The organism is Parasphingomonas puruogangriensis (assembly GCF_036663635.1).
In the GTDB taxonomy this organism is placed as follows: Bacteria; Pseudomonadota; Alphaproteobacteria; order Sphingomonadales; family Sphingomonadaceae; genus Sphingomonas.
The window spans coordinates 40,210-57,965 of sequence record NZ_JAXOJI010000001.1; the positions used below are offsets into that span (position 1 = coordinate 40,210).

Annotated in this window: 18 protein-coding genes and 2 tRNA genes; 14 read left to right on the plus strand and 6 right to left on the minus strand. The window is 64.2% G+C overall.

Going from position 1 to position 17,756, the window contains the following annotated elements:
* Positions 1 to 264 precede the first annotated feature (264 nt).
* The 5 genes from U1739_RS00225 to U1739_RS00245 all read left to right on the plus strand — a co-directional run bounded on the left by U1739_RS00225 (position 265) and on the right by U1739_RS00245 (position 3,966).
* Entirely contained in the window at positions 265 to 543 is a 279-nt protein-coding gene (locus U1739_RS00225; RefSeq protein ID WP_332702825.1) for an AbrB/MazE/SpoVT family DNA-binding domain-containing protein, read from the plus strand.
* A complete protein-coding gene (locus U1739_RS00230) occupies positions 540 to 941 on the plus strand; it encodes a type II toxin-antitoxin system VapC family toxin (RefSeq protein ID WP_332702828.1) in 402 nt (133 codons plus the stop codon). The genes U1739_RS00225 and U1739_RS00230 overlap by 4 nt, the downstream gene beginning before the upstream one ends.
* The gene (gene gatB / locus U1739_RS00235; protein ID WP_332702830.1) at positions 938 to 2,413 is read left to right on the plus strand and encodes an Asp-tRNA(Asn)/Glu-tRNA(Gln) amidotransferase subunit GatB; all 1,476 of its coding nucleotides are present in this window, start codon (positions 938 to 940) and stop codon (positions 2,411 to 2,413) included. The genes U1739_RS00230 and gatB overlap by 4 nt, the downstream gene beginning before the upstream one ends.
* 87 nt (positions 2,414 to 2,500) lie before the next feature.
* The gene (locus U1739_RS00240; RefSeq protein ID WP_332702832.1) at positions 2,501 to 3,112 is read left to right on the plus strand and encodes a hypothetical protein; all 612 of its coding nucleotides are present in this window, start codon (positions 2,501 to 2,503) and stop codon (positions 3,110 to 3,112) included.
* Complete coding sequence (locus tag U1739_RS00245; RefSeq protein WP_332702834.1) at positions 3,109 to 3,966, plus strand: hypothetical protein; 858 nt, start codon at positions 3,109 to 3,111, stop codon at positions 3,964 to 3,966. Before U1739_RS00240 ends, U1739_RS00245 begins: the two co-directional genes overlap by 4 nt.
* Positions 3,967 to 3,999: 33 nt before the next feature.
* On the opposite strand, the gene U1739_RS00250 is transcribed toward U1739_RS00245, so the two are convergent.
* Both U1739_RS00250 and U1739_RS00255 read right to left on the minus strand, forming a co-directional pair.
* On the minus strand, positions 4,000 to 4,194 hold the full coding sequence (locus U1739_RS00250) for a hypothetical protein (RefSeq protein ID WP_332702836.1): 195 nt from the start codon (positions 4,192 to 4,194) through the stop codon (positions 4,000 to 4,002).
* Positions 4,195 to 4,206: 12 nt separating this feature from the next.
* A complete protein-coding gene (locus tag U1739_RS00255) occupies positions 4,207 to 4,392 on the minus strand; it encodes a hypothetical protein (RefSeq protein ID WP_332702838.1) in 186 nt (61 codons plus the stop codon).
* 135 nt (positions 4,393 to 4,527) lie between these two features.
* Between U1739_RS00255 and U1739_RS00260 the strand changes: the two genes are divergently transcribed.
* The 5 genes from U1739_RS00260 (at position 4,528) to clpX (ending at position 9,567) form a co-directional block, all read left to right on the plus strand.
* A tRNA-Leu gene (locus tag U1739_RS00260) sits at positions 4,528 to 4,612 on the plus strand.
* Positions 4,613 to 4,677: 65 nt separating this feature from the next.
* Positions 4,678 to 6,381 (plus strand): trigger factor, encoded by a 1,704-nt coding sequence (gene tig / locus U1739_RS00265; protein ID WP_332702840.1) that lies wholly within the window; start codon positions 4,678 to 4,680, stop codon positions 6,379 to 6,381.
* Positions 6,382 to 6,506: 125 nt separating this feature from the next.
* Positions 6,507 to 7,445: a glycosyltransferase family 2 protein gene (locus U1739_RS00270; protein WP_332702842.1), complete on the plus strand. Its 939-nt coding sequence runs from the start codon at positions 6,507 to 6,509 to the stop codon at positions 7,443 to 7,445.
* A gap of 60 nt (positions 7,446 to 7,505) precedes the next feature.
* Positions 7,506 to 8,198 (plus strand): ATP-dependent Clp protease proteolytic subunit, encoded by a 693-nt coding sequence (locus tag U1739_RS00275; protein WP_332702844.1) that lies wholly within the window; start codon positions 7,506 to 7,508, stop codon positions 8,196 to 8,198.
* A gap of 106 nt (positions 8,199 to 8,304) precedes the next feature.
* Positions 8,305 to 9,567, plus strand: coding sequence for an ATP-dependent Clp protease ATP-binding subunit ClpX (clpX, locus tag U1739_RS00280; RefSeq protein ID WP_260598664.1), 1,263 nt, complete (start codon positions 8,305 to 8,307; stop codon positions 9,565 to 9,567).
* Between the two features lie 145 nt (positions 9,568 to 9,712).
* On the opposite strand, the gene U1739_RS00285 is transcribed toward clpX, so the two are convergent.
* The 4 genes from U1739_RS00285 to U1739_RS00300 form a co-directional block, all read right to left on the minus strand.
* Complete coding sequence (locus tag U1739_RS00285; protein ID WP_332702846.1) at positions 9,713 to 10,060, minus strand: hypothetical protein; 348 nt, start codon at positions 10,058 to 10,060, stop codon at positions 9,713 to 9,715.
* 75 nt (positions 10,061 to 10,135) lie between these two features.
* A complete protein-coding gene (locus tag U1739_RS00290) occupies positions 10,136 to 10,783 on the minus strand; it encodes a hypothetical protein (RefSeq protein WP_332702848.1) in 648 nt (215 codons plus the stop codon).
* A complete protein-coding gene (locus U1739_RS00295) occupies positions 10,780 to 11,016 on the minus strand; it encodes a hypothetical protein (protein ID WP_332702850.1) in 237 nt (78 codons plus the stop codon). Before U1739_RS00295 ends, U1739_RS00290 begins: the two co-directional genes overlap by 4 nt.
* Positions 11,013 to 12,644 carry a M1 family metallopeptidase gene (locus U1739_RS00300; RefSeq protein ID WP_332704798.1) on the minus strand — a complete coding sequence of 544 codons (1,632 nt, stop codon included), beginning with the start codon at positions 12,642 to 12,644 and terminating at the stop codon, positions 11,013 to 11,015. The genes U1739_RS00295 and U1739_RS00300 overlap by 4 nt, the downstream gene beginning before the upstream one ends.
* 178 nt (positions 12,645 to 12,822) lie before the next feature.
* Here U1739_RS00300 and lon point away from each other — a divergent pair, with 178 nt between their 5' ends.
* The 4 genes from lon to U1739_RS00320 all read left to right on the plus strand — a co-directional run bounded on the left by lon (position 12,823) and on the right by U1739_RS00320 (position 17,751).
* Positions 12,823 to 15,219, plus strand: a complete 2,397-nt coding sequence (lon, locus tag U1739_RS00305; RefSeq protein ID WP_332702852.1) for an endopeptidase La — start codon at positions 12,823 to 12,825, stop codon at positions 15,217 to 15,219.
* Positions 15,220 to 15,389: 170 nt separating this feature from the next.
* Complete coding sequence (locus tag U1739_RS00310; RefSeq protein WP_332702854.1) at positions 15,390 to 15,662, plus strand: HU family DNA-binding protein; 273 nt, start codon at positions 15,390 to 15,392, stop codon at positions 15,660 to 15,662.
* Between the two features lie 123 nt (positions 15,663 to 15,785).
* A tRNA-Val gene (locus U1739_RS00315) sits at positions 15,786 to 15,860 on the plus strand.
* A 268-nt stretch (positions 15,861 to 16,128) separates the two neighbouring features.
* Entirely contained in the window at positions 16,129 to 17,751 is a 1,623-nt protein-coding gene (locus U1739_RS00320; RefSeq protein ID WP_332702856.1) for a beta-helix domain-containing protein, read from the plus strand.
* Positions 17,752 to 17,756 lie beyond the last annotated feature (5 nt).

Below are 17,756 nucleotides of genomic sequence, written 5' to 3' on the forward strand. Positions count from 1 at the left end.
GTTCCAGTTTGCTGGGGAAGGGCTCGCCGAAGTGTTCAAGCGTGTCAGGTTCGGTCGATCGGCGTCCAAGAAGCTGACCCGCGAGCGGCAGAAGATCCTGAACCGGCGCGCCCGGGAGCGTGCGAACAGACGGAAAGGCAGATGACGGAGGGTCTCGAGTAAGCCGCCGTGTCGAATGGGCGCTGGTGCTGAAAATGGCGGGCTGGGGCACCGTACGCTAAGTGGCGATAGACAGTATTACCGCATTTTGGTAATACCCCGGGCATGACGAAGCTCACCAATCTGACGGTCAAAGGCCAGGTGACGATCCCGAAGGACGTGCGTGACGCGCTCGGCCTGGTAGCGAACGAGCCGGTCGAGATCGCCATGCTCGGTCCGGATGCGGCAGTGATCCGCAAGCCGAGTCGCAATCTCGATGCCGAGATCGAGCGGTTGAGGGCACGCGTGCGGGAAACGATGCAGCGTTTTCCGCATCTGCGCGAAGGCCGGCCGACGGATGACATCATGCGCGATATCCGCGGGGATGACCCTTTCCCGCCATGATGCTCGATACGAATGTCGTGATCGATTTGCGTGAGGAGGATCCGCGCTGGTTAGATTGGGCGATGCACTCGATCGTCCGCGCGCGCGCGCCGGTGTCCGTCAGCGCCATTGTCGTCGGGGAACTCGCCATCCGCGGCGGCACTGAGCGGGATATCCTCGCTATGTTGGCTGGGATCGGCTTGGGCGTGACGATGTTCGATGCCCGCGCCAGTCATCGTGCCGGCGCGGCGCAGTATGCCTATCGGGCTGCCGGTGGCGGCCGCGACAAACTGCTGGGCGATTTTCTCATCGGCGCACATGCCGAAACGGCGGGTCAGCCACTTCTCACACGCGATCCCCGACATTACCGTAGCTATTTTCCCGACCTCACCCTCATCACACCCGAGACCGACGCATGACTGATGCCTCCACCTACACTATCCGCGGCGAAACCGGCGACTGGGAGGTCGTGGTCGGCCTCGAAGTGCACGCGCAGGTCACGTCCAACGCCAAATTGTTCTCCGGCGCCGCCGCCACCTTCGGGGCCGAGCCCAACACGCAGGTGTCGCTGGTCGACGCGGCGATGCCGGGCATGCTCCCCGTGCCCAACCGCGAGTGCATCCGCCAGGCGGTGCGCACCGGCATGGCGATCGAGGCGCAGATCAACAAATGGTCGCGGTTCGACCGCAAGAATTATTTCTATGCCGATCTGCCGCAGGGCTATCAGATCAGCCAGTTGTACCACCCGCTGGTCGGCGAAGGCGCGATCGATATCAGCCTGGATGACAAGAACCCCGATGCCAGCGGCAAGCGCATCGGCGTCGAGCGCATCCATGTCGAGCAGGATGCCGGCAAATTGATGCACGATCAGCATCCGACGCGCTCCTATGTCGATCTCAACCGCTCGGGCGTCGCGCTGATGGAGATCGTGTCCAAGCCCGATCTGGCCTCGCCGGCCGAGGCGGGCGCGTATCTGCGCAAGCTGCGCTCGATCCTGCGCTATGTCGGCAGTTGCGACGGCAATATGGAAGAAGGCTCGATGCGCGCCGACGTGAACGTCAGCGTGCGCAAGGCGGGCGATCCGCTGGGCACGCGGACCGAGACGAAGAACGTCAATTCGGTGCGCTTCGTGATGGCGGTGGTCGAGCAGGAGGCCAAGCGCCAGGTCGAAGTGCTCGAGGAGGGCGGCCGCATCGTGCAGGAAACGCGGCTGTACGATCCCGACCGCAACGAGACGCGCTCGATGCGCTCGAAGGAAGACGCCCACGATTACCGCTACTTCCCCGATCCCGATCTGCTGCCGCTCGAACTGGACGAGGCGTTCCTGGCCGAATGCCGCGCCAGCCTGCCCGAACTGCCCGACGCCAAACGCAAGCGCTACGAGGCGCTCGGCATCACCGCTTACGGCGCGGCGGTGCTGACGGCGGAGGTCGAGAGCGCACGCTGGTTCGATGCATTGCTCGATACCGGCGCCAAGCCGGTGGCGGCGGCGAACTGGGTGACGTCGGAATTGTTCGGCGCGCTCAACCGGCTGGGCAAGGATATCGCGACCTCGCCCGTCACGCCCGACGGTGCGGCGGAATTGCTGGCGCTCGTGGCCGACGGCACCCTGTCCAACACGCTGGCCAAGCAGGTGTTCGAGATCATGCTCGAAACCGGGCAGGGCGCGGGAGGCATCGTCGAAGAGCGTGGACTCAAGCAGACCAGCGACACCGGGGAGATCGAGAAGATCATCGCCGACGTGATGGCCGCCAACGCCGACAAGGTCGCCGATTATCGCGGCGGCAAGGACAAGTTGTTCGGCTTCTTCGTCGGCCAGACGATGAAGGCGATGGGCGGCAAGGCCAATCCGGGCGTGGTCAATGATCTGCTGAAGAAGGCACTGAACTGATCGTGATCGCGCTTGCCGCAGATGGCGGCAGCGTTAATCTCCCTGCCCATAAGCGGCCGATTCGGCGTCGTTTTACGGGGGGATACAATGAGGGTAGGGGGACGCGCCGCCGCGCTTGCGGTGCTGGCGCTTGTCATGAGCGAGGCATCGGTTTCGGCGCAAAGTGTGCGCTATCTGGCGGATAGCACGTCGCCGTTCGGGCCGCCCAGCGCCGAGCTGAGCGACACGACCGGCGTGACGATGCCGGTATTGGCCTTCACGTCGGACGGCACAGAAGCGGCCGATTTCGACAAATACTATGTCTTCCGTCGGGCGGATGTGGATTTCGCCACCGCCTATGCCGACATCGCCGAATGCGATGGCTATGCGCGCGGGTTGCAAAGCGGGATCGGCTATACGCAGACGCCATATCCTTACGCCGGCACGATGGCCGGCGCGGTTGGTGGGGCGATCGGCAACGTTATGGCGATGATGATTTTCGGCTCGGCGGAGAAGCGTCGTCTGCGCCGCGTCAACATGCGCACCTGCATGCATTTCAAAGGCTATCAGCGCTACGGCCTGCCCAAAGATTTGTGGGACAAGTTCAATTTCGAGGAGGGTCTGTCGGGCGTCAGCGAAGAGAAACGCCAGGCGTATCTCAAGCAGCAGGCGCTGGTCGCGTCGTCCGCTACGCTTCAGGGCAAGGAGTTGGGCCTGTGAAGAAGCATCTGCTCGCAGCGCTCGCAGCGCTCGGTGCGGTCGTGGCCGCCGTGCCGGCGGCCGCGAAGGAAAAGCCTCCCGTGTTCGTGGTTGCATCGGCGGTAAAGGACAAGCCTGCGGTCGCGCTGGATCCGACGAAGGCCTATATTCTGTTGCGCACAGCCAACGCTGCGCCCTTGTATCTGATGAAGGTGCCAACGGCCGAGGATCAGGCGACCTATGACCGCGTTCGCGCTGCTGCCTTGGCCGAGGCGCGCGAAAAATATGGCAAAAAGGCCGCGAGCTACGAACGCGCCCGGGCAGCCGCCGCGAAAAGTCCCGGCCTGTCCGTGCCGGAAAAGCCGGTTGAGCCGACCGAGGCAAATTTCGAGTTCGTCCAGTTCGGCATGATGGCCAGCGTCGGTATCGGCCCGATGAACCGCTTCGCCAAATCGAAGGAGCTTTCGACCTACCTGCATGAAGTGACGGCCGGCACATACCGCGTCTATGGCCAGCTTGCCGCTCCCGCCGGCGCGGCGGCAATCGGCAGCTGCTTTTGCATGGGCAGCGTCAAATTCGACGCACCCGCAGGTGCGATCGTCGATCTCGGCGTGATCGATCCGCCAGTCGTTCAAGAGCCAACCCCGGGCGATTCTTCGCAGCCGGCAGTCGCCGACACCAAGCCGCTATTCCGCCCAGCGGGCACCGACATGCCGATCGATCCGAGGCTGTCAGCCGCCAAGATCGTATCGGCGGCGTTCAAGGCGGTCGGCAAATTGCCGAATTATTATGGCGTTACCATCAGCCGCATCCCAGAAATGCCCGGCGTGATGCGGTATGATCGCGATCGCATCGTCGATCTGACGGCCCAATAAGGCAGAAGAGGGACGGCTGGTGCCGTCCCTCGATCACTGTGCCGTATCGTCCTGGTTCTTAACCACGCCGCCGGTGCCGCCGACGCCGTCATGTTCTCCGGTCGAGGCGAAGGTGTCCGGCTCTTCGCCGCCTTCACCACGCTCGACCGCGTCTTTGCGCGCTTCGACGATCTGCTCGAGATCGCTGCGCGGATCTTCATCGCTATCCAAATTCGGGTCGTTGGCCATCGATCGGCTCCTTCAGGAATAGGTCGTGCCGCCGATCGGCTGGCCGGGGGCGATGTCGGGACCGGTGTCTGGCCCAGTGTCCGGCGTCGTATCGGGGAAATCGACGTCGGGCTGCGGCGACGGCAGTTCAGTGGGGGCCGGATCGGGCTGCGCTGGTTGGCTAGGCTGGGGGGGAAGTTCGGGGGGCGTGGATGCCATCATCTTTCTCCTGTGAACTGCTCCAACGCGCGACGACGGGGGCGGTTGCGCTTGTGGCGCACGGCTTGCGTGCAACGTGGCTTGCCCCGGGGGCCGTGACTGGTATAGACGCCGCCGACCTGCGGTGTCCTAAGTGCGGGCGTGGCGGAATTGGTAGACGCGCTTGGTTTAGGTCCAAGTATCGCAAGATGTGGGGGTTCGAGTCCCTTCGCCCGCACCAGTCCTTCGCGCTTGCCGCGAGGGCGGCCGCGAACAAGATAGATTCCTGAAAAGGCGTGAGTTGAAATGCAGACTGTCGAAACGTTGAACGAAGGCCTGAAGCGCGCTTATACGCTGATGATCACCGCCAAGGACATCGATTCCAAGGTCGATGCCGAGCTCAAGCGCGTCGCGCCGCAAGTGCGCATGCCCGGCTTCCGCCCCGGCAAGGTGCCGGCCAATCTGGTACGCAAGATGCACGGCGATTCGCTGCTGCAGGACGCGCTCAACAGCTCGATCCAGGAAGGCGTGCAGCAGCTCATCGCCGAACAGCGCATCCGCCCGGCGATGCAGCCCTCGGTCAGCCTTGGCGAGGGCTATGCCCCCGGCCAGGACGCTAGCGTCACGGTCGAGCTCGAAGTGCTCCCCGACGTGCCCACCCCGGCGATCGATAGCCTCAAGCTGGAGCGCCTGACGGTGCCGGCCGACGAGGCCAAGGTGCAGGAGCAGCTGCAGAAGTTCGCCGACCAGCAGAAGCGTTTCGAAGACGCGCCTGAGGGCCATGCCGCGGCGACCGGCGATCTGGTCGAGATGGATTTCGTCGGCAAGGTGGCAGGCGTCCCGTTCGACGGCGGCACCGGCGAGGACATGTCGGTCGAAATTGGCACCGGTCGTCTGATCCCGGGCTTCGAGGACCAGCTCGTCGGCGTCAACGTCGGCGACGAGACCCAGATCGAGGTTACCTTCCCGGAGGATTATCAGGTCAAGGAACTGGCCGGCCAGCCCGCCACGTTCGATCTCAAGATCAAGGCCGTGAAGGTCGCCGGCGACACGGTGATCGACGACACGCTCGCCACTTCGCTTGGGCTCGAGAGCCTTGAGCAGCTGTCCGGTCTGCTCAAGGGGCAGATCGAGCAGGAACTGAACGGCCTGACGCGCACCTATATGAAGCGCAAATTGCTCGATCAGCTCGCTGAGGGGCATGATTTCCCCGTGCCGCCGTCGATGGTCGAAGCCGAATTCGGCCAGATCTGGTCGCAGCTCGAGCATGAAGCGACGCATGAAGCCGATCCGGAAGCGGCGTTGGCCGAGATGGAATCGGAGCGCGAAGACTATCAGAAGATCGCCGAGCGTCGCGTGCGCCTCGGCCTGCTCCTGTCGGAAATCGGCCAGGCCAACGGCATCGAAGTATCCAACCAGGAAATGCAGCGCCTCGTCGCCCAGGCCGCGCAGCAATATGGCCCGGAAGATCGCAAGCGCTTCATGGACTATGTCCAGCAGGAGCCGATGGCCGCCGCCCAGCTGCGTGCGCCGTTGTACGAGGACAAGGTGGTCGATTTCCTGTTCGAGAAGGCGGAGATCAGCGATCGCGAAGTGACGCGCGAGGAACTGGAAGCGGCGATCGAGAGCGACGAAGGCTTCTCCACCGGTACGCACACGCACGATCATGACAATCACAAGCCCAAGGCGAAGAAGGCCAAGAAGGCGGACGCGGTCGACGGTGAAACGGAAGCCAGCGCCGAGACGGCCAAGCCCAAGCCGGCCAAGAAGGCTGCCGCCAAGAAGCTGGAAGACGCCGATATCGAGCCCGCCGCGCCCGGCGACGAGCTGGTCCAGGCCGAGCCGGTGAAGAAGGCCGCGACCAAGAAGGCCAAGGCCGCGCCGGTCGAGGCGGCAACCGAACTGACGACGTCGTCGCCGGTCGCGGCGGAAGCCGCCGAAGGCACGCAGGCCGCAGACGCACCGGCGAAGAAGCCGCGCGCCAAGAAGCCGGCGGCGGATCAGGCGTAAACTACCCCGTCATCCCCGCGGAGGCGGGGATCCCGCTTCTTCTCGAATGTCGTAAAGAAGCGGGATCCCCGCGTTCGCGGGGATGACGGATAGGCGTTATGACGAACGAGGGCAGGGGGTGAACGATGACTGACACCGTACCCAGCATCGCCATCCTGTTGCCCTGCTACAATGAGGAAGCCGCCATCGCGCAGACGGTGGCCGGCTTTCGTGGCGCGCTGCCGAGCGCGCGGATCTACGTCTACGACAATAATTCCAGCGATCGCACGATCGAGGTCGCGCGCGCGGCCGGCGCGATCGTGCGGATCGAGCGCATCCAGGGCAAGGGCGCGGTCGTGCGGCGCATGTTCGCCGATGTCGATGCCGACATCTACGTCATGGCCGATGGCGACGCGACCTATGACGCAGACGCCGCGCCTGCACTGATCGCGCGCATGCTGGGTGAGCAGCTCGACATGGTCGTCGGCAGCCGCGTGACCGAGGTCAGCGCGGCCTATCGCCGCGGGCATCAGCTCGGCAACAAGGCGATGACCGGACTGCTCGCGCGTCTGTTCGGCCGCAGTTTCACCGATATCTTTTCCGGTTACCGGGTCTTCTCCCGCCGCTTCGTAAAGAGCTTTCCGGTGCTGTCGGAAGGGTTCGAAATCGAGACCGAGATCAGCGTCCATGCGCTGGAGCTCAAGATGCCCGTCGGCGAAGTCGAGACACGCTATTTCGCGCGGCTGGAGGGTTCGGAGTCCAAGCTCAACACCTATCGCGACGGTTTCCGCATCCTCAATACCATCGCCACGCTCTATCGGATCGAGCGGCCGATCCTGTTCTTCGGCGTGATCGCCGGCCTGCTCGCCGCCCTGGCGGTGATCCTGGCGATCCCGTTGGCGATCACCTATATGCAGACCCACACCGTGCCGCGTTTCCCGACCGCGATCCTGATTACCGGGCTCGGCATCCTTGCCGCGCTCAACATGTTTACCGGATTGATCCTCGATACGGTGGTGCGCGGCCGGCGCGAGATGCGGCGGCTGGCCTATCTGGCCCATCGGGCTCCCGGCAACGGGGCTTGAACTCGTTTCCCCCAAGGCCGATGTATAGCCATCACTGGGGCATAAGGACTGAATACTCCCATGCATAATCCGTTCGAGACCGGTAATTTCGCTCCTCCGGGGTTCCGCGCAGACCCGATCACCGGTGGCCTCGTGCCGATCGTGATCGAGCAGTCGAACCGCGGCGAGCGCAGCTTCGACATCTATTCGCGCCTGCTGCGCGAGCGCATCATCTTCATCACCGGCGGTGTCGAGGACCATATGGCCTCGGTCATCACCGCGCAGCTGCTCTTCCTGGAGTCGGAAAACCCCAAGAAGGACATCTTCATGTACATCAACTCGCCGGGCGGCGTCGTCACGGCGGGCATGGCGATCCATGACACGATGCAATATATCCGCCCGCGCGTCGGCACGGTGTGCATCGGCCAGGCCGCGTCGATGGGCAGCTTCCTGCTCGCCGCCGGCGAGCCGGGCATGCGGGTCGCGCTGACCAATGCGCGCATCATGATTCACCAGCCATCGGGCGGCGCGCAGGGCATGGCCAGCGACATCCAGATCCAGGCGCAGGAAATCCAGCGCATCAAGAACCGGATGAACGCATTGTATGCGCAATATACCGGCAAGCCGATCGAGGAGATCGAGAAGGCGATGGACCGCGATACGTTCCTCGAATCGCACGAAGCCAAGGCGTTCGGCCTGATCGACGAAGTGTTCGACAAGCGGCCTGCCGTCACCGACGAAACCGGCGGCGCTCCCGCATTGCCGGCTTCTTAAGAGGGAGGCCGGCATCGTAAGGCCGATTGCTATTGTACGATTGAAGGCGGGCGGCCTAAGGTGGCTGCCCGCACTAGCGCGCGTATCGGCGCGAAGGATGGATTGAATGACCAAGTTGAGCGGCGGCGATTCGAAGAGCACCCTGTATTGCTCGTTCTGCGGGAAGTCGCAGCACGAGGTGCGCAAGCTGATTGCCGGGCCGACCGTGTTCATCTGTGACGAATGCGTCGAGCTGTGCAACGACATCATCCGCGAGGAAACCAAGTCCGCCTTGGTCTCCAAGAAGGATGGCGGCGTGCCGACCCCGCAGGAAATCTGCGACGTGCTCGATGATTATGTGATCGGCCAGAAGCGCGCCAAGCGCGTGCTGTCGGTGGCGGTGCACAATCATTACAAGCGCCTCAACCACGGCCAGAAGGGCGCCGATGTCGAGCTCGCCAAGTCGAACATCCTGCTCGTCGGGCCGACCGGTTGCGGCAAGACCTTGCTCGCCCAGACCCTCGCTAGAATCCTCGATGTGCCGTTCACCATGGCCGATGCGACGACGCTGACCGAAGCGGGCTATGTTGGCGAGGATGTCGAGAACATCATCCTCAAGCTGCTCCAGGCCTCGGATTACAACGTCGAGCGGGCGCAGCGCGGCATCGTCTATATCGACGAAATCGACAAGATTTCACGGAAAGCCGAGAACCCCTCGATCACGCGCGACGTGTCAGGCGAGGGCGTGCAGCAGGCGCTGCTCAAGCTGATGGAAGGCACCACCGCGTCGGTGCCGCCGCAGGGCGGGCGCAAGCATCCGCAGCAGGAATTCCTGCAGGTCGACACGACCAACATCCTGTTCATCTGCGGCGGCGCCTTCTCGGGGCTTGAGAAGATCATCGGCGATCGTCTGCAGGGCAAGTCGATCGGCTTTGGCGCGTACGTCGCCTCGCCGGAAGAGCGCCGCACGGGCGAGACGTTGAAGTCGGTCGAGCCGGAGGATCTGCTCAAGTTCGGCCTGATCCCGGAATTCGTCGGCCGTCTGCCGGTCATCGCGACGCTGGAAGATCTCGACGTGCCGGCACTGGTGACGATCCTGACCGAGCCGAAGAATGCGCTCGTGAAACAGTATCAGAAGCTGTTCGACATGGAGGACGTCAAGCTCGGCTTCACCGACGACGCGTTGGTCACGGTGGCCAAGAAGGCGATCGATCGCAAGACCGGCGCGCGGGGCCTGCGCTCGATCCTGGAGAGCATTTTGCTCGATACGATGTTCGATCTGCCGGGAATGGATTCGGTCGACGAAGTGATGATCGACGGCGATGTGATCGAGGGCCGCAAGGAACCGATCCGCGTCTACGCCAAGAAGGAAAAGTCGGGCGCGGCGTAAGCCGTTGGCGGGGGCCTTGGCCTCCGCCATTTGCACCCTGCTATTTCCGTCACCCCAGCGCACGCTGGGGTTTCATGGGGCTCCTGTCCCGCGCCCGCCGCTTGAGATCCCAGCTTCCGCTGGGATGACAAAATGTCGGCGGACCTCAGTCCGCCGCCCGAGCCGCCAGCCGCTCCAGCCACGCCTTAGCCTGTTTCGGCTCCCCCACTGCGCTCGGGCTCGCCAGCCCGCGCGAGGCGATAAACTCGCTGTGTAGCGTGAACGGTGCGAGATCGAGCTGGTCGCGCATCTTGTCGATCGCGAAGGCCAGTTCGTCCAGCTCCTCGATCAGCGGTTCGAACTTGGCGATATTCTGCTTGTCGGGCCGGTGGCCGAACAGGCCCCATTTGCCCGACGCGCAGGTTTCCAGCGCAGCGGTGAGGGTGGCAAGGTATTCCGCTTCTAGCTCCGTGCGGCGGATATCGGTTTGGGCGAGACGATCGGCTTTGGCCATATGGGATTCCTTTGCGGCTCCTGTGGCACGGATGGCATGGTCACCCCGCGTATAATCGTGACGGCATGGTGACGGCTATCGCCCCAAAGTATCCGGCCAGCGTAGTGCCGCGATCACCCGCGCCACGTCGACGTCGGCGTCGACGCTCGCCGGCGAGGTGACGCGGTAAGAGACCAGCCACTTGCCACCGGGGATGCAGAACAGGCGCGCCTCTTCGCGCACCGCTTGCTCTTTGCCAGCGAACGGCATGGTGCCGCCTCGATAGACGATCCGCCGTCCGCTCGGGCGGATCGTTGCGGAGGACGTCGCCTCGATCCGCTCCTCGACCTGCACGGTGGCGTCCGGTTCGCGGGCGAGAATATCGTGCTTCATGCCCTCGAACGTCGCCGCGCACGCGCGTTCGCGCGCCGCGCCGTCGCTCGCGGTGGCGCCGGCCGGAGGTCCCTGCGTCGGATAGACGAAGATCGACAGATAGGCGACCATGCCGTCATTGTCCGGCTCGCCGACCCGAGCGATCTGATAGCCGACGCCACTGTCGGCGCCGTCATCGTTATAGCGGACGACCTGATGTCGGATGGCCGATCCTACACGGGCGGGAAAGGCCATGCCGGTCTGCCGGTGGATGTAAGGATCGGCCGGGTTGGGGACGTCGCCGCGCTGCGCCGATACCGGGGCTGCCAGGGCCAACCCGAAGGCGAAGAGCATTTTACGGCGCGGCGTCATCGCGCTTCCTTCCGTTGCCGTGCGGCAAGCGCGATGCCGACGCCGATCTGGACCAGCGCATAGGCGCGGCGGCGCCCCGGTCGGTCGCGAAACGGCGCGACCAGGACTTCCGAACCAAGTGCCTCATCTTCCCACAAGGCGACGTGGCGCCGCGGCTGGAGCAGCCCGAGCAACCCGTCGCCGATCATGAACATCGCCGCCATTTCAGCGCCGCGCTTCGTCCACTGGCTCATTTCGTCGCTCCGCTCATGGCGGCCTGTGCCGCTTGCCAGGCTTGATATTCCTCGACCGCTTTGGACCTGCGGAGCACGCGCGCGAACGGGTCGAGCACGACATGCGCATTATCTGCTAACTCGAGCGTGCCGCGCCCATCGGTCATCGCCAGTCGCTCGATCCGGCCATCGACCTGCACCTCGACCGGCATGGGAAAGGCCAGCCCATCCGGTGCCGCCCAGCGCAACGCCAGCGTCCCGTTGCCGCGCGTCTCGATCAGTTCGGGCAGCGCTGCCTTGCGCAGATAGGTGTCGAAGAACCAGCCATAATCCCGGCCCGTCACCGACCTGACCAATGCCTCATATTCGGTCGTCGAGCCGAAGCGCGGGCGGAAGCTGCCAGGCGTCGGCTTGGCCTGGCCGAACACGGCGCGCCGCGTCACTTCGTAAAACGCCGCATCGCCGATCAGCCCGCGCAGCGTGTGCAGGATCCACGAACCCTTGTAATAGATGTCCGTGCCCGGCCCGCCCGATTTGGTCTCGTACACTTCCTCCTCGGTACGGATCCTGCCCGACACGATCGGCTGGGCATTGGCGATCTTGCCCCGCTGGTCGTCGAGCATCGCCGCATAGCGCGCCTCGCCCTCCCGCCAGCGACCGTAGAGCGGTTGCATGTAGCTGGCATAGCCTTCGTGCAGCCAGTAATCGTCCCAATTCTCGGCGGTGAGCTGGTTGCCGAAATATTCGTGGGAAAATTCGTGGTGGAACAGCCAATCGAATCCCTCCGGCGCCTTGGCATAGTCGTTGCCGTAAGCGTTGATCGTCTGGTGCTCCATGCCCTTATGCGGCGTTTCGACCACGCCGACTTTCTCGTCGCCGAACGGGTAGGGGCCGATCACGCTTTCGAAGAACTCCAGCGTCGGCGCGAATTCGGCGAACAGTGCGCGCGCCTGGCGCTCTTCGCCCGGCAAATACCAATAATGCATCGGGATGCGATTGCCGAAGCGGCTGCGATAGGTTTCGCTGAGTTCCTCATACGGCCCGACATTCAGCGCGATGCCGTAGGTGTTGGGTTGGCGCGCGCGCCAATGCCACGTCGTGCGACCGTCGGGCAGCGTGTCGACGCCGAGCAATTTGCCGTTGCTCGGCGCCTTGAGCCCCGCCGGCACGGTGATGTGCAGATTGACCAACGCCGGCTCGCCAGTGGGGAAATCGAGGCACGGCCAGAACAGATCGCAGCCATAGCCCTCCGCCGTGGTGGCGAACCACAGCCGCCCGTCGGGCGTCTTCGACCACACCACGCCGTCATCCCACGGCGCGCGCACCGCGATATGCGGCGTGCCGCCATAGCGGATCGTGGCCACCAGCGTGCGACCGGCCGGCACGGCGTGGGGCAGGGTGATGGTCAGCCGCCCTTGCGGATTGCGCCACGCGGCGCGCTGGAGCGGGTGGCCGTCGATGGCCACCGCGCTGACCGGCAGGTTGCGATCGAGATCGATCGCCAGCACGGTCAGCCGCGCTTTGGCGGTGAATCGGAGCGTGGCGGTGCCGTCGAGCCGCTGCGTCTCGGGCCGCACTTCGAGCGCCAAGTCCACATGATCGAAGCGCAATTTGGCCTGTCCGGGGTCGATCGGCCCGCCCGAGCGCATGGTCTGCGCGGTCAGCGGCGGTTCGCCTTTCTTGAGCGGGGCGGCGGCGATCAGCAGCAGCGCGGGGAGAGTCGCCAGCACGGTTCGCCGTGTCCTGCGCTTCCGCCGATTGATGGAATGGCAAGCATCACCATATAAGGATGGCAACGCACCGCGTTCTGGTGCTCCCGGAGTATTCATGACCCAATCTTACCCCGTACTGCCGCTGCGTGATATCGTCGTGTTCCCACACATGATCGTGCCGCTGTTCGTCGGTCGCGACAAGTCGGTCGCGGCGCTGGAAGCGGCGATGAACGCCGATAAGGAAATCTTCCTCGTCGCGCAGCTCGATCCGGCCGAAGACGATCCCGAGCGTGACGATCTCTACGATCTCGGCGTGACTGCTACCGTGCTGCAATTGCTCAAGCTGCCGGACGGCACGGTCCGCGTGCTGGTCGAGGGCAAGGCGCGCGCTACGCTTGACGTGATCGCCGAAACCGATGGCTATCTCAGCGCCACCGTGCTGCCGGTCGAGGATCTCGCTGCCGAGGGCAATGAGGTCGAGGCGTTGATGCGCTCGGTGATCGGCCAGTTCGAGAATTACGCCAAATTGAACCGCAAGCTGCCGGCCGAGACCGCGGTGCAGTTCAACGAGATCGAAGATGCCTCGCGCCTGTCGGATGCGGTCGCCGCCAACATCTCGGTCAAGGTGTCGGATAAGCAGACCCTGCTGGTCGAGCTTGATCCCGCCAAGCGGCTCGAAATGGCCTTTGCCTTCATGGAAGGCGAGCTCGGCGTGTTGCAGGTCGAGAAGAAGATCAAGAGCCGCGTCAAGCGTCAGATGGAGAAGACGCAGCGCGAATATTATCTCAACGAGCAGTTGAAGGCGATCCAGCGCGAACTCGGTAATGAGGGCGAGGAAGGCGAGGGCGACGAGATCGCCGAGCTGACGCAGAAGATCGCCTCGCTCAAGATGTCGAAGGAAGCGCGCGGCAAGGCGCTGGGCGAGCTCAAGAAGCTCAAGACCATGGCGCCGATGAGCGCCGAGGCGACGGTGATCCGCAACTATCTCGATGTGCTGTTGGGCCTGCCCTGGGGCAAGAAGAGCAAGGTCAAGAAGGACATCGCCGCCGCGCAGGTCACGCTCGACGAGGATCATTATGCGCTCGAGAAGGTCAAGGACCGCATCGTCGAATATCTCGCGGTGCAGGCGCGCACCAACAAGCTGAAGGGGCCGATCCTGTGCCTGGTCGGTCCTCCCGGCGTGGGCAAGACCAGCCTCGGCAAGTCGATCGCCAAGGCCACCGGCCGCGAGTTCATCCGCCAGTCGCTGGGCGGCGTGCGCGACGAAGCCGAGATCCGTGGGCATCGCCGCACCTATATCGGCTCGCTGCCGGGCAAGATTGTGACGAACCTCAAAAAGGCCGGCACCAGCAACCCGCTGTTTCTGCTCGACGAGATTGACAAGCTCGGCCAGGATTTCCGCGGCGATCCGGCGTCGGCATTGCTCGAAGTGCTCGATCCGGAACAAAACGCCAAGTTCCAGGATCATTATCTCGAGGTCGATTACGACCTGTCGGACGTGATGTTCGTGTGCACGGCCAATTCGCTCAACCTGCCCCAGGCGTTGCTCGATCGCATGGAGATCATCCGGCTCGAAGGCTATACCGAGGACGAGAAGGTCGAGATCGCGCAGCGCCATCTGATCGAGAAGCAGATCGAGGCGCATGGCCTGAAGGCCGGCGAGTTCGAGCTGACCACCGAGGGCCTGCGCGCGCTGATCCAATTCTACACGCGCGAAGCCGGCGTGCGCACGCTGGAACGCGAGATTGCGCGCCTGGCACGCAAGGCGTTGCGCCAGATCCTCGAAGGCAAGGTGACCAATGTGGTCATCACGCCCGACAATCTCGGCGAGTTTGCCGGCGTGAAGAAATATCGCCACGAACTGGGCGAGGAAGAGAATCAGATCGGCGCGGTCACCGGGCTCGCCTGGACCGAAGTGGGCGGCGAATTGCTGACCATCGAGAGCGTTACCGTGCCCGGCAAGGGGGCCGCCAAGGTCACCGGCACGCTCGGCGACGTGATGAAGGAGTCGATCGATACCGCGCTCAGCTTCGTCAAGGCTCGTAGCCCGAGCTACGGGATCAAGCCGAGCCTGTTTAACCGCAAGGACATCCATATCCATCTGCCCGAAGGGGCAGTGCCCAAGGATGGCCCGTCGGCCGGCATCGGCATGGTCACGGCGATCGTCTCGACGCTGACCGGCGTGCCGGTGCGGCGCGAGATCGCGATGACCGGCGAGGTCACGCTGCGTGGTCGCGTGCTGCCGATCGGTGGCTTGAAGGAAAAGCTGCTCGCGGCGCTCCGCGGCGGCATCAAGACCGTGCTAATCCCGTTCGACAATGAGAAGGATTTGGCGGAGATCCCGTCCAACATCCTCAGCGGGCTCAACATCGTGCCGGTCAAGCATGTCGACGAAGTGCTCAAGCTGGCGCTGACCGAGCCGTTGGTGGCGATCGACTGGACCGATGCCGACGAGCTGGCGGCGCTGCCGCCACCCGGCGTGACACCGGCGGGCGGCGAACTGCATCATTGATCTGAAGCAGGCGGAACGGGGTGCGACGAACGGCGATCGTCGCATTTCCGCGCCGCGGACGGCGGCGGCGCATCAATTTGTTTTGACAGCCCCGCCGAGTCCCGCCTTACTGTACCACCGGCTCCGCGCCGGGAATCATTTCGTATCTTGGTAACCGGGGGTTTTTGGGCATGAACAAGCAGGAATTGATCGGCACGGTCGCAGACGCGTCCGGGCTGACGAAAGGCGATGCGATCAAAGCGGTCGAAGCCGTGTTCGACGCAATCTCCGCATCGCTGAAGAAGGGCGACGAAGTGCGCCTGGTCGGTTTCGGCACGTTCTCGGTCAGCAAGCGTAAGGCGTCGATCGGTCGCAACCCGCGCACCGGCGAACCGATGCCGATCAAGGCTTCGACACAGCCCAAGTTCAAGGCCGGCAAGGGCCTGAAGGATTCGGTCAACTAAGCCGCTTTCGCGCGCGCGGGGCTGGACAAAGGCGCCGCGCAGCGCTTAAGGCGATCGAACAGGGCGGCGGAAACGCCGCCCTGTTGCGTTGACGGCCCTATCCTTACAGAGGTGGCCGTTAGCGGGCGCGTAGCTCAGTGGTAGAGCACACCCTTCACACGGGTGGGGTCGCAGGTTCAATCCCTGCCGCGCCCACCATTTCCAAAACCCGCCGCGTCGCAAGACCGGCGGGTTTTTGCGTTTTGCCGCCCCGCCGCGGCAGTCCCGATGTTACCGCACATCGCTGCGGCGCAACGACTGTCACATTGACGTCATGTTACAGTCACGTAACCGTCTTCGAATACGCGTCCGCGCGTCATGAACGGCCCCTAGGCGGTCTTCAGCGGGGCGACGGGGGGAATACCGAGTCGGCCGCAAGGGCATCCGCCCGCAGGATCAACCCGGCAGCGCCGGACTCGGAGATTTTATGGCCAGCTTCACGCGCATCAGCCTCGCTTTGTTGACCGGCACCGCCGCGCTCGCGCTCGCCGCTTGTGACGGCGCCGACGGCGTCGCTTCGCCCGGCGGCGTGATCGGCGGCACGCCGGCCCCGACGCCGACCCCAACGCCTACGCCCACCCCCACGCCGGCCCCCGCTGCGATCGCGGCCTTCGCCGAAACCACGCAGAGCGGCTTCACCGTCACGCGCGAAGAGCAGTTGGCCGTCGTCAATGCCGGCACCAACAACGTGCTCACCGGCGTCAACCCGCTCAACGGCTTCCTGCCGATCAACGCTGCCGCCACGGCAACCGCGTTCAACGCCTCGACGATCAACCCGTTCTTCGTCGCGACCAGCTATATCGGTGCGGTAAACCCGGCCGGCGACACCTGGTATCAGGGCTGGACGTGCAACTCCTCGACCGCCAATTTCGGCAGCACCAGCACGTCGTGCTCGTCGGTTCCGACGATCGCTGCGGCGAACACGCCGGCGGCAACTGCCTGCCCGGCCGGCACGACCGCCGCTGGCGTCAACACCAACTACCGCCTGTGCATTCTGCCGTCGCTGGTCAGCGGCAATCTGTCGCTGCCGGCAATCGCTGGCGTCGCATACCAGATCAACGGTCGCGTCGACGTCGGCATCGACACGGGTGGTGACGGCGCTGCCGCCGGTGGCGCTGCTGCCACGCTAACCTTCGCCGCGGGCAGCCTGATCGTGTCGAACTCGAGCGACGCGGCGAACGACTTCCTCGTCGTCAATCGCGGTTCGAAGCTCAACGCGATCGGCACGGCGACCGCGCCGATCATCTTCACCTCGCAGCAGAATCTCAACTCGGCGTCGAACAGCGATGCGACGCAGGGCCAGTGGGGCGGCGTGATCCTCGCCGGCAAGGCGCAGATTTCGAATTGCAGCACGACCGGCGTCGCTGGTGGCGCGGCCAATTGCCAGAACGTTGTCGAAGGCACCGGCAACGCGGTTTATGGCGGCGCCACGGCGGCCGACAACAGCGGCACGCTGCAATATGTCCAGATCCGCTATTCGGGCATCGCCATTTCGGAAGGCAACGAACTGCAGGGCCTGACGCTTGGCGGCACCGGTTCGGGCACCACGCTGGATCACATCCAGGTGCACAACAGCTCGGACGATGGCATCGAGATCTTCGGTGGCCGTACCAACCTGCGCTACCTGGCGATCACTGGCGCGGACGATGACGGCCTGGATACCGATGTCGGCTGGCAGGGCATGGTGCAGTTCGCCATCGTCGCACAGAAGACGATCGGCGCGACGACCGACTCCTTCTCGACCGAGATCGACTCGAACGGCAACGAAGACTTCATCCCACGTCAGAAGGGCAAGCTCGCCAACTTCACCTTCATCCAGACGGCGAATGCGGCAGCAGCGATCCGTCTGCGCGGTGGTGCCGACTATACCTTCATGAACGGCATCGTGAAGTCGGTCGTGCCGTGCCTCAACATGATCGCCAGCACCGATGCGAACGGCGGCAAGTCGACGATCCGCCCGGCTGGCGGCACCGGCGGCGTGCCGACGACGATCGAGGAGGACGGCCCGCCCGTGTTCCGCTCGGTATATTTCGCCTGCAACAACGCCTGAGCCTG

Excerpts from the sequence above, each read along its gene's own strand:
- U1739_RS00225 (WP_332702825.1), top strand. The coding sequence starts at position 265 with ATGACGAAGCTCACCAATCTGACGGTCAAAGGCCAGGTGACGATCCCG.
- U1739_RS00230 (WP_332702828.1), top strand. The coding sequence starts at position 540 with ATGATGCTCGATACGAATGTCGTGATCGATTTGCGTGAGGAGGATCCG.
- gatB (WP_332702830.1), top strand. The coding sequence starts at position 938 with ATGACTGATGCCTCCACCTACACTATCCGCGGCGAAACCGGCGACTGG.
- U1739_RS00240 (WP_332702832.1), top strand. The coding sequence starts at position 2,501 with ATGAGGGTAGGGGGACGCGCCGCCGCGCTTGCGGTGCTGGCGCTTGTC.
- U1739_RS00250 (WP_332702836.1), bottom strand. The coding sequence starts at position 4,194 with ATGGCCAACGACCCGAATTTGGATAGCGATGAAGATCCGCGCAGCGAT.
- U1739_RS00255 (WP_332702838.1), bottom strand. The coding sequence starts at position 4,392 with ATGGCATCCACGCCCCCCGAACTTCCCCCCCAGCCTAGCCAACCAGCG.
- tig (WP_332702840.1), top strand. The coding sequence starts at position 4,678 with ATGCAGACTGTCGAAACGTTGAACGAAGGCCTGAAGCGCGCTTATACG.
- U1739_RS00270 (WP_332702842.1), top strand. The coding sequence starts at position 6,507 with ATGACTGACACCGTACCCAGCATCGCCATCCTGTTGCCCTGCTACAAT.
- U1739_RS00275 (WP_332702844.1), top strand. The coding sequence starts at position 7,506 with ATGCATAATCCGTTCGAGACCGGTAATTTCGCTCCTCCGGGGTTCCGC.
- clpX (WP_260598664.1), top strand. The coding sequence starts at position 8,305 with ATGACCAAGTTGAGCGGCGGCGATTCGAAGAGCACCCTGTATTGCTCG.
- U1739_RS00285 (WP_332702846.1), bottom strand. The coding sequence starts at position 10,060 with ATGGCCAAAGCCGATCGTCTCGCCCAAACCGATATCCGCCGCACGGAG.
- U1739_RS00290 (WP_332702848.1), bottom strand. The coding sequence starts at position 10,783 with ATGACGCCGCGCCGTAAAATGCTCTTCGCCTTCGGGTTGGCCCTGGCA.
- U1739_RS00295 (WP_332702850.1), bottom strand. The coding sequence starts at position 11,016 with ATGAGCCAGTGGACGAAGCGCGGCGCTGAAATGGCGGCGATGTTCATG.
- U1739_RS00300 (WP_332704798.1), bottom strand. The coding sequence starts at position 12,644 with ATGCGCTCGGGCGGGCCGATCGACCCCGGACAGGCCAAATTGCGCTTC.
- lon (WP_332702852.1), top strand. The coding sequence starts at position 12,823 with ATGACCCAATCTTACCCCGTACTGCCGCTGCGTGATATCGTCGTGTTC.
- U1739_RS00310 (WP_332702854.1), top strand. The coding sequence starts at position 15,390 with ATGAACAAGCAGGAATTGATCGGCACGGTCGCAGACGCGTCCGGGCTG.
- U1739_RS00320 (WP_332702856.1), top strand. The coding sequence starts at position 16,129 with ATGGCCAGCTTCACGCGCATCAGCCTCGCTTTGTTGACCGGCACCGCC.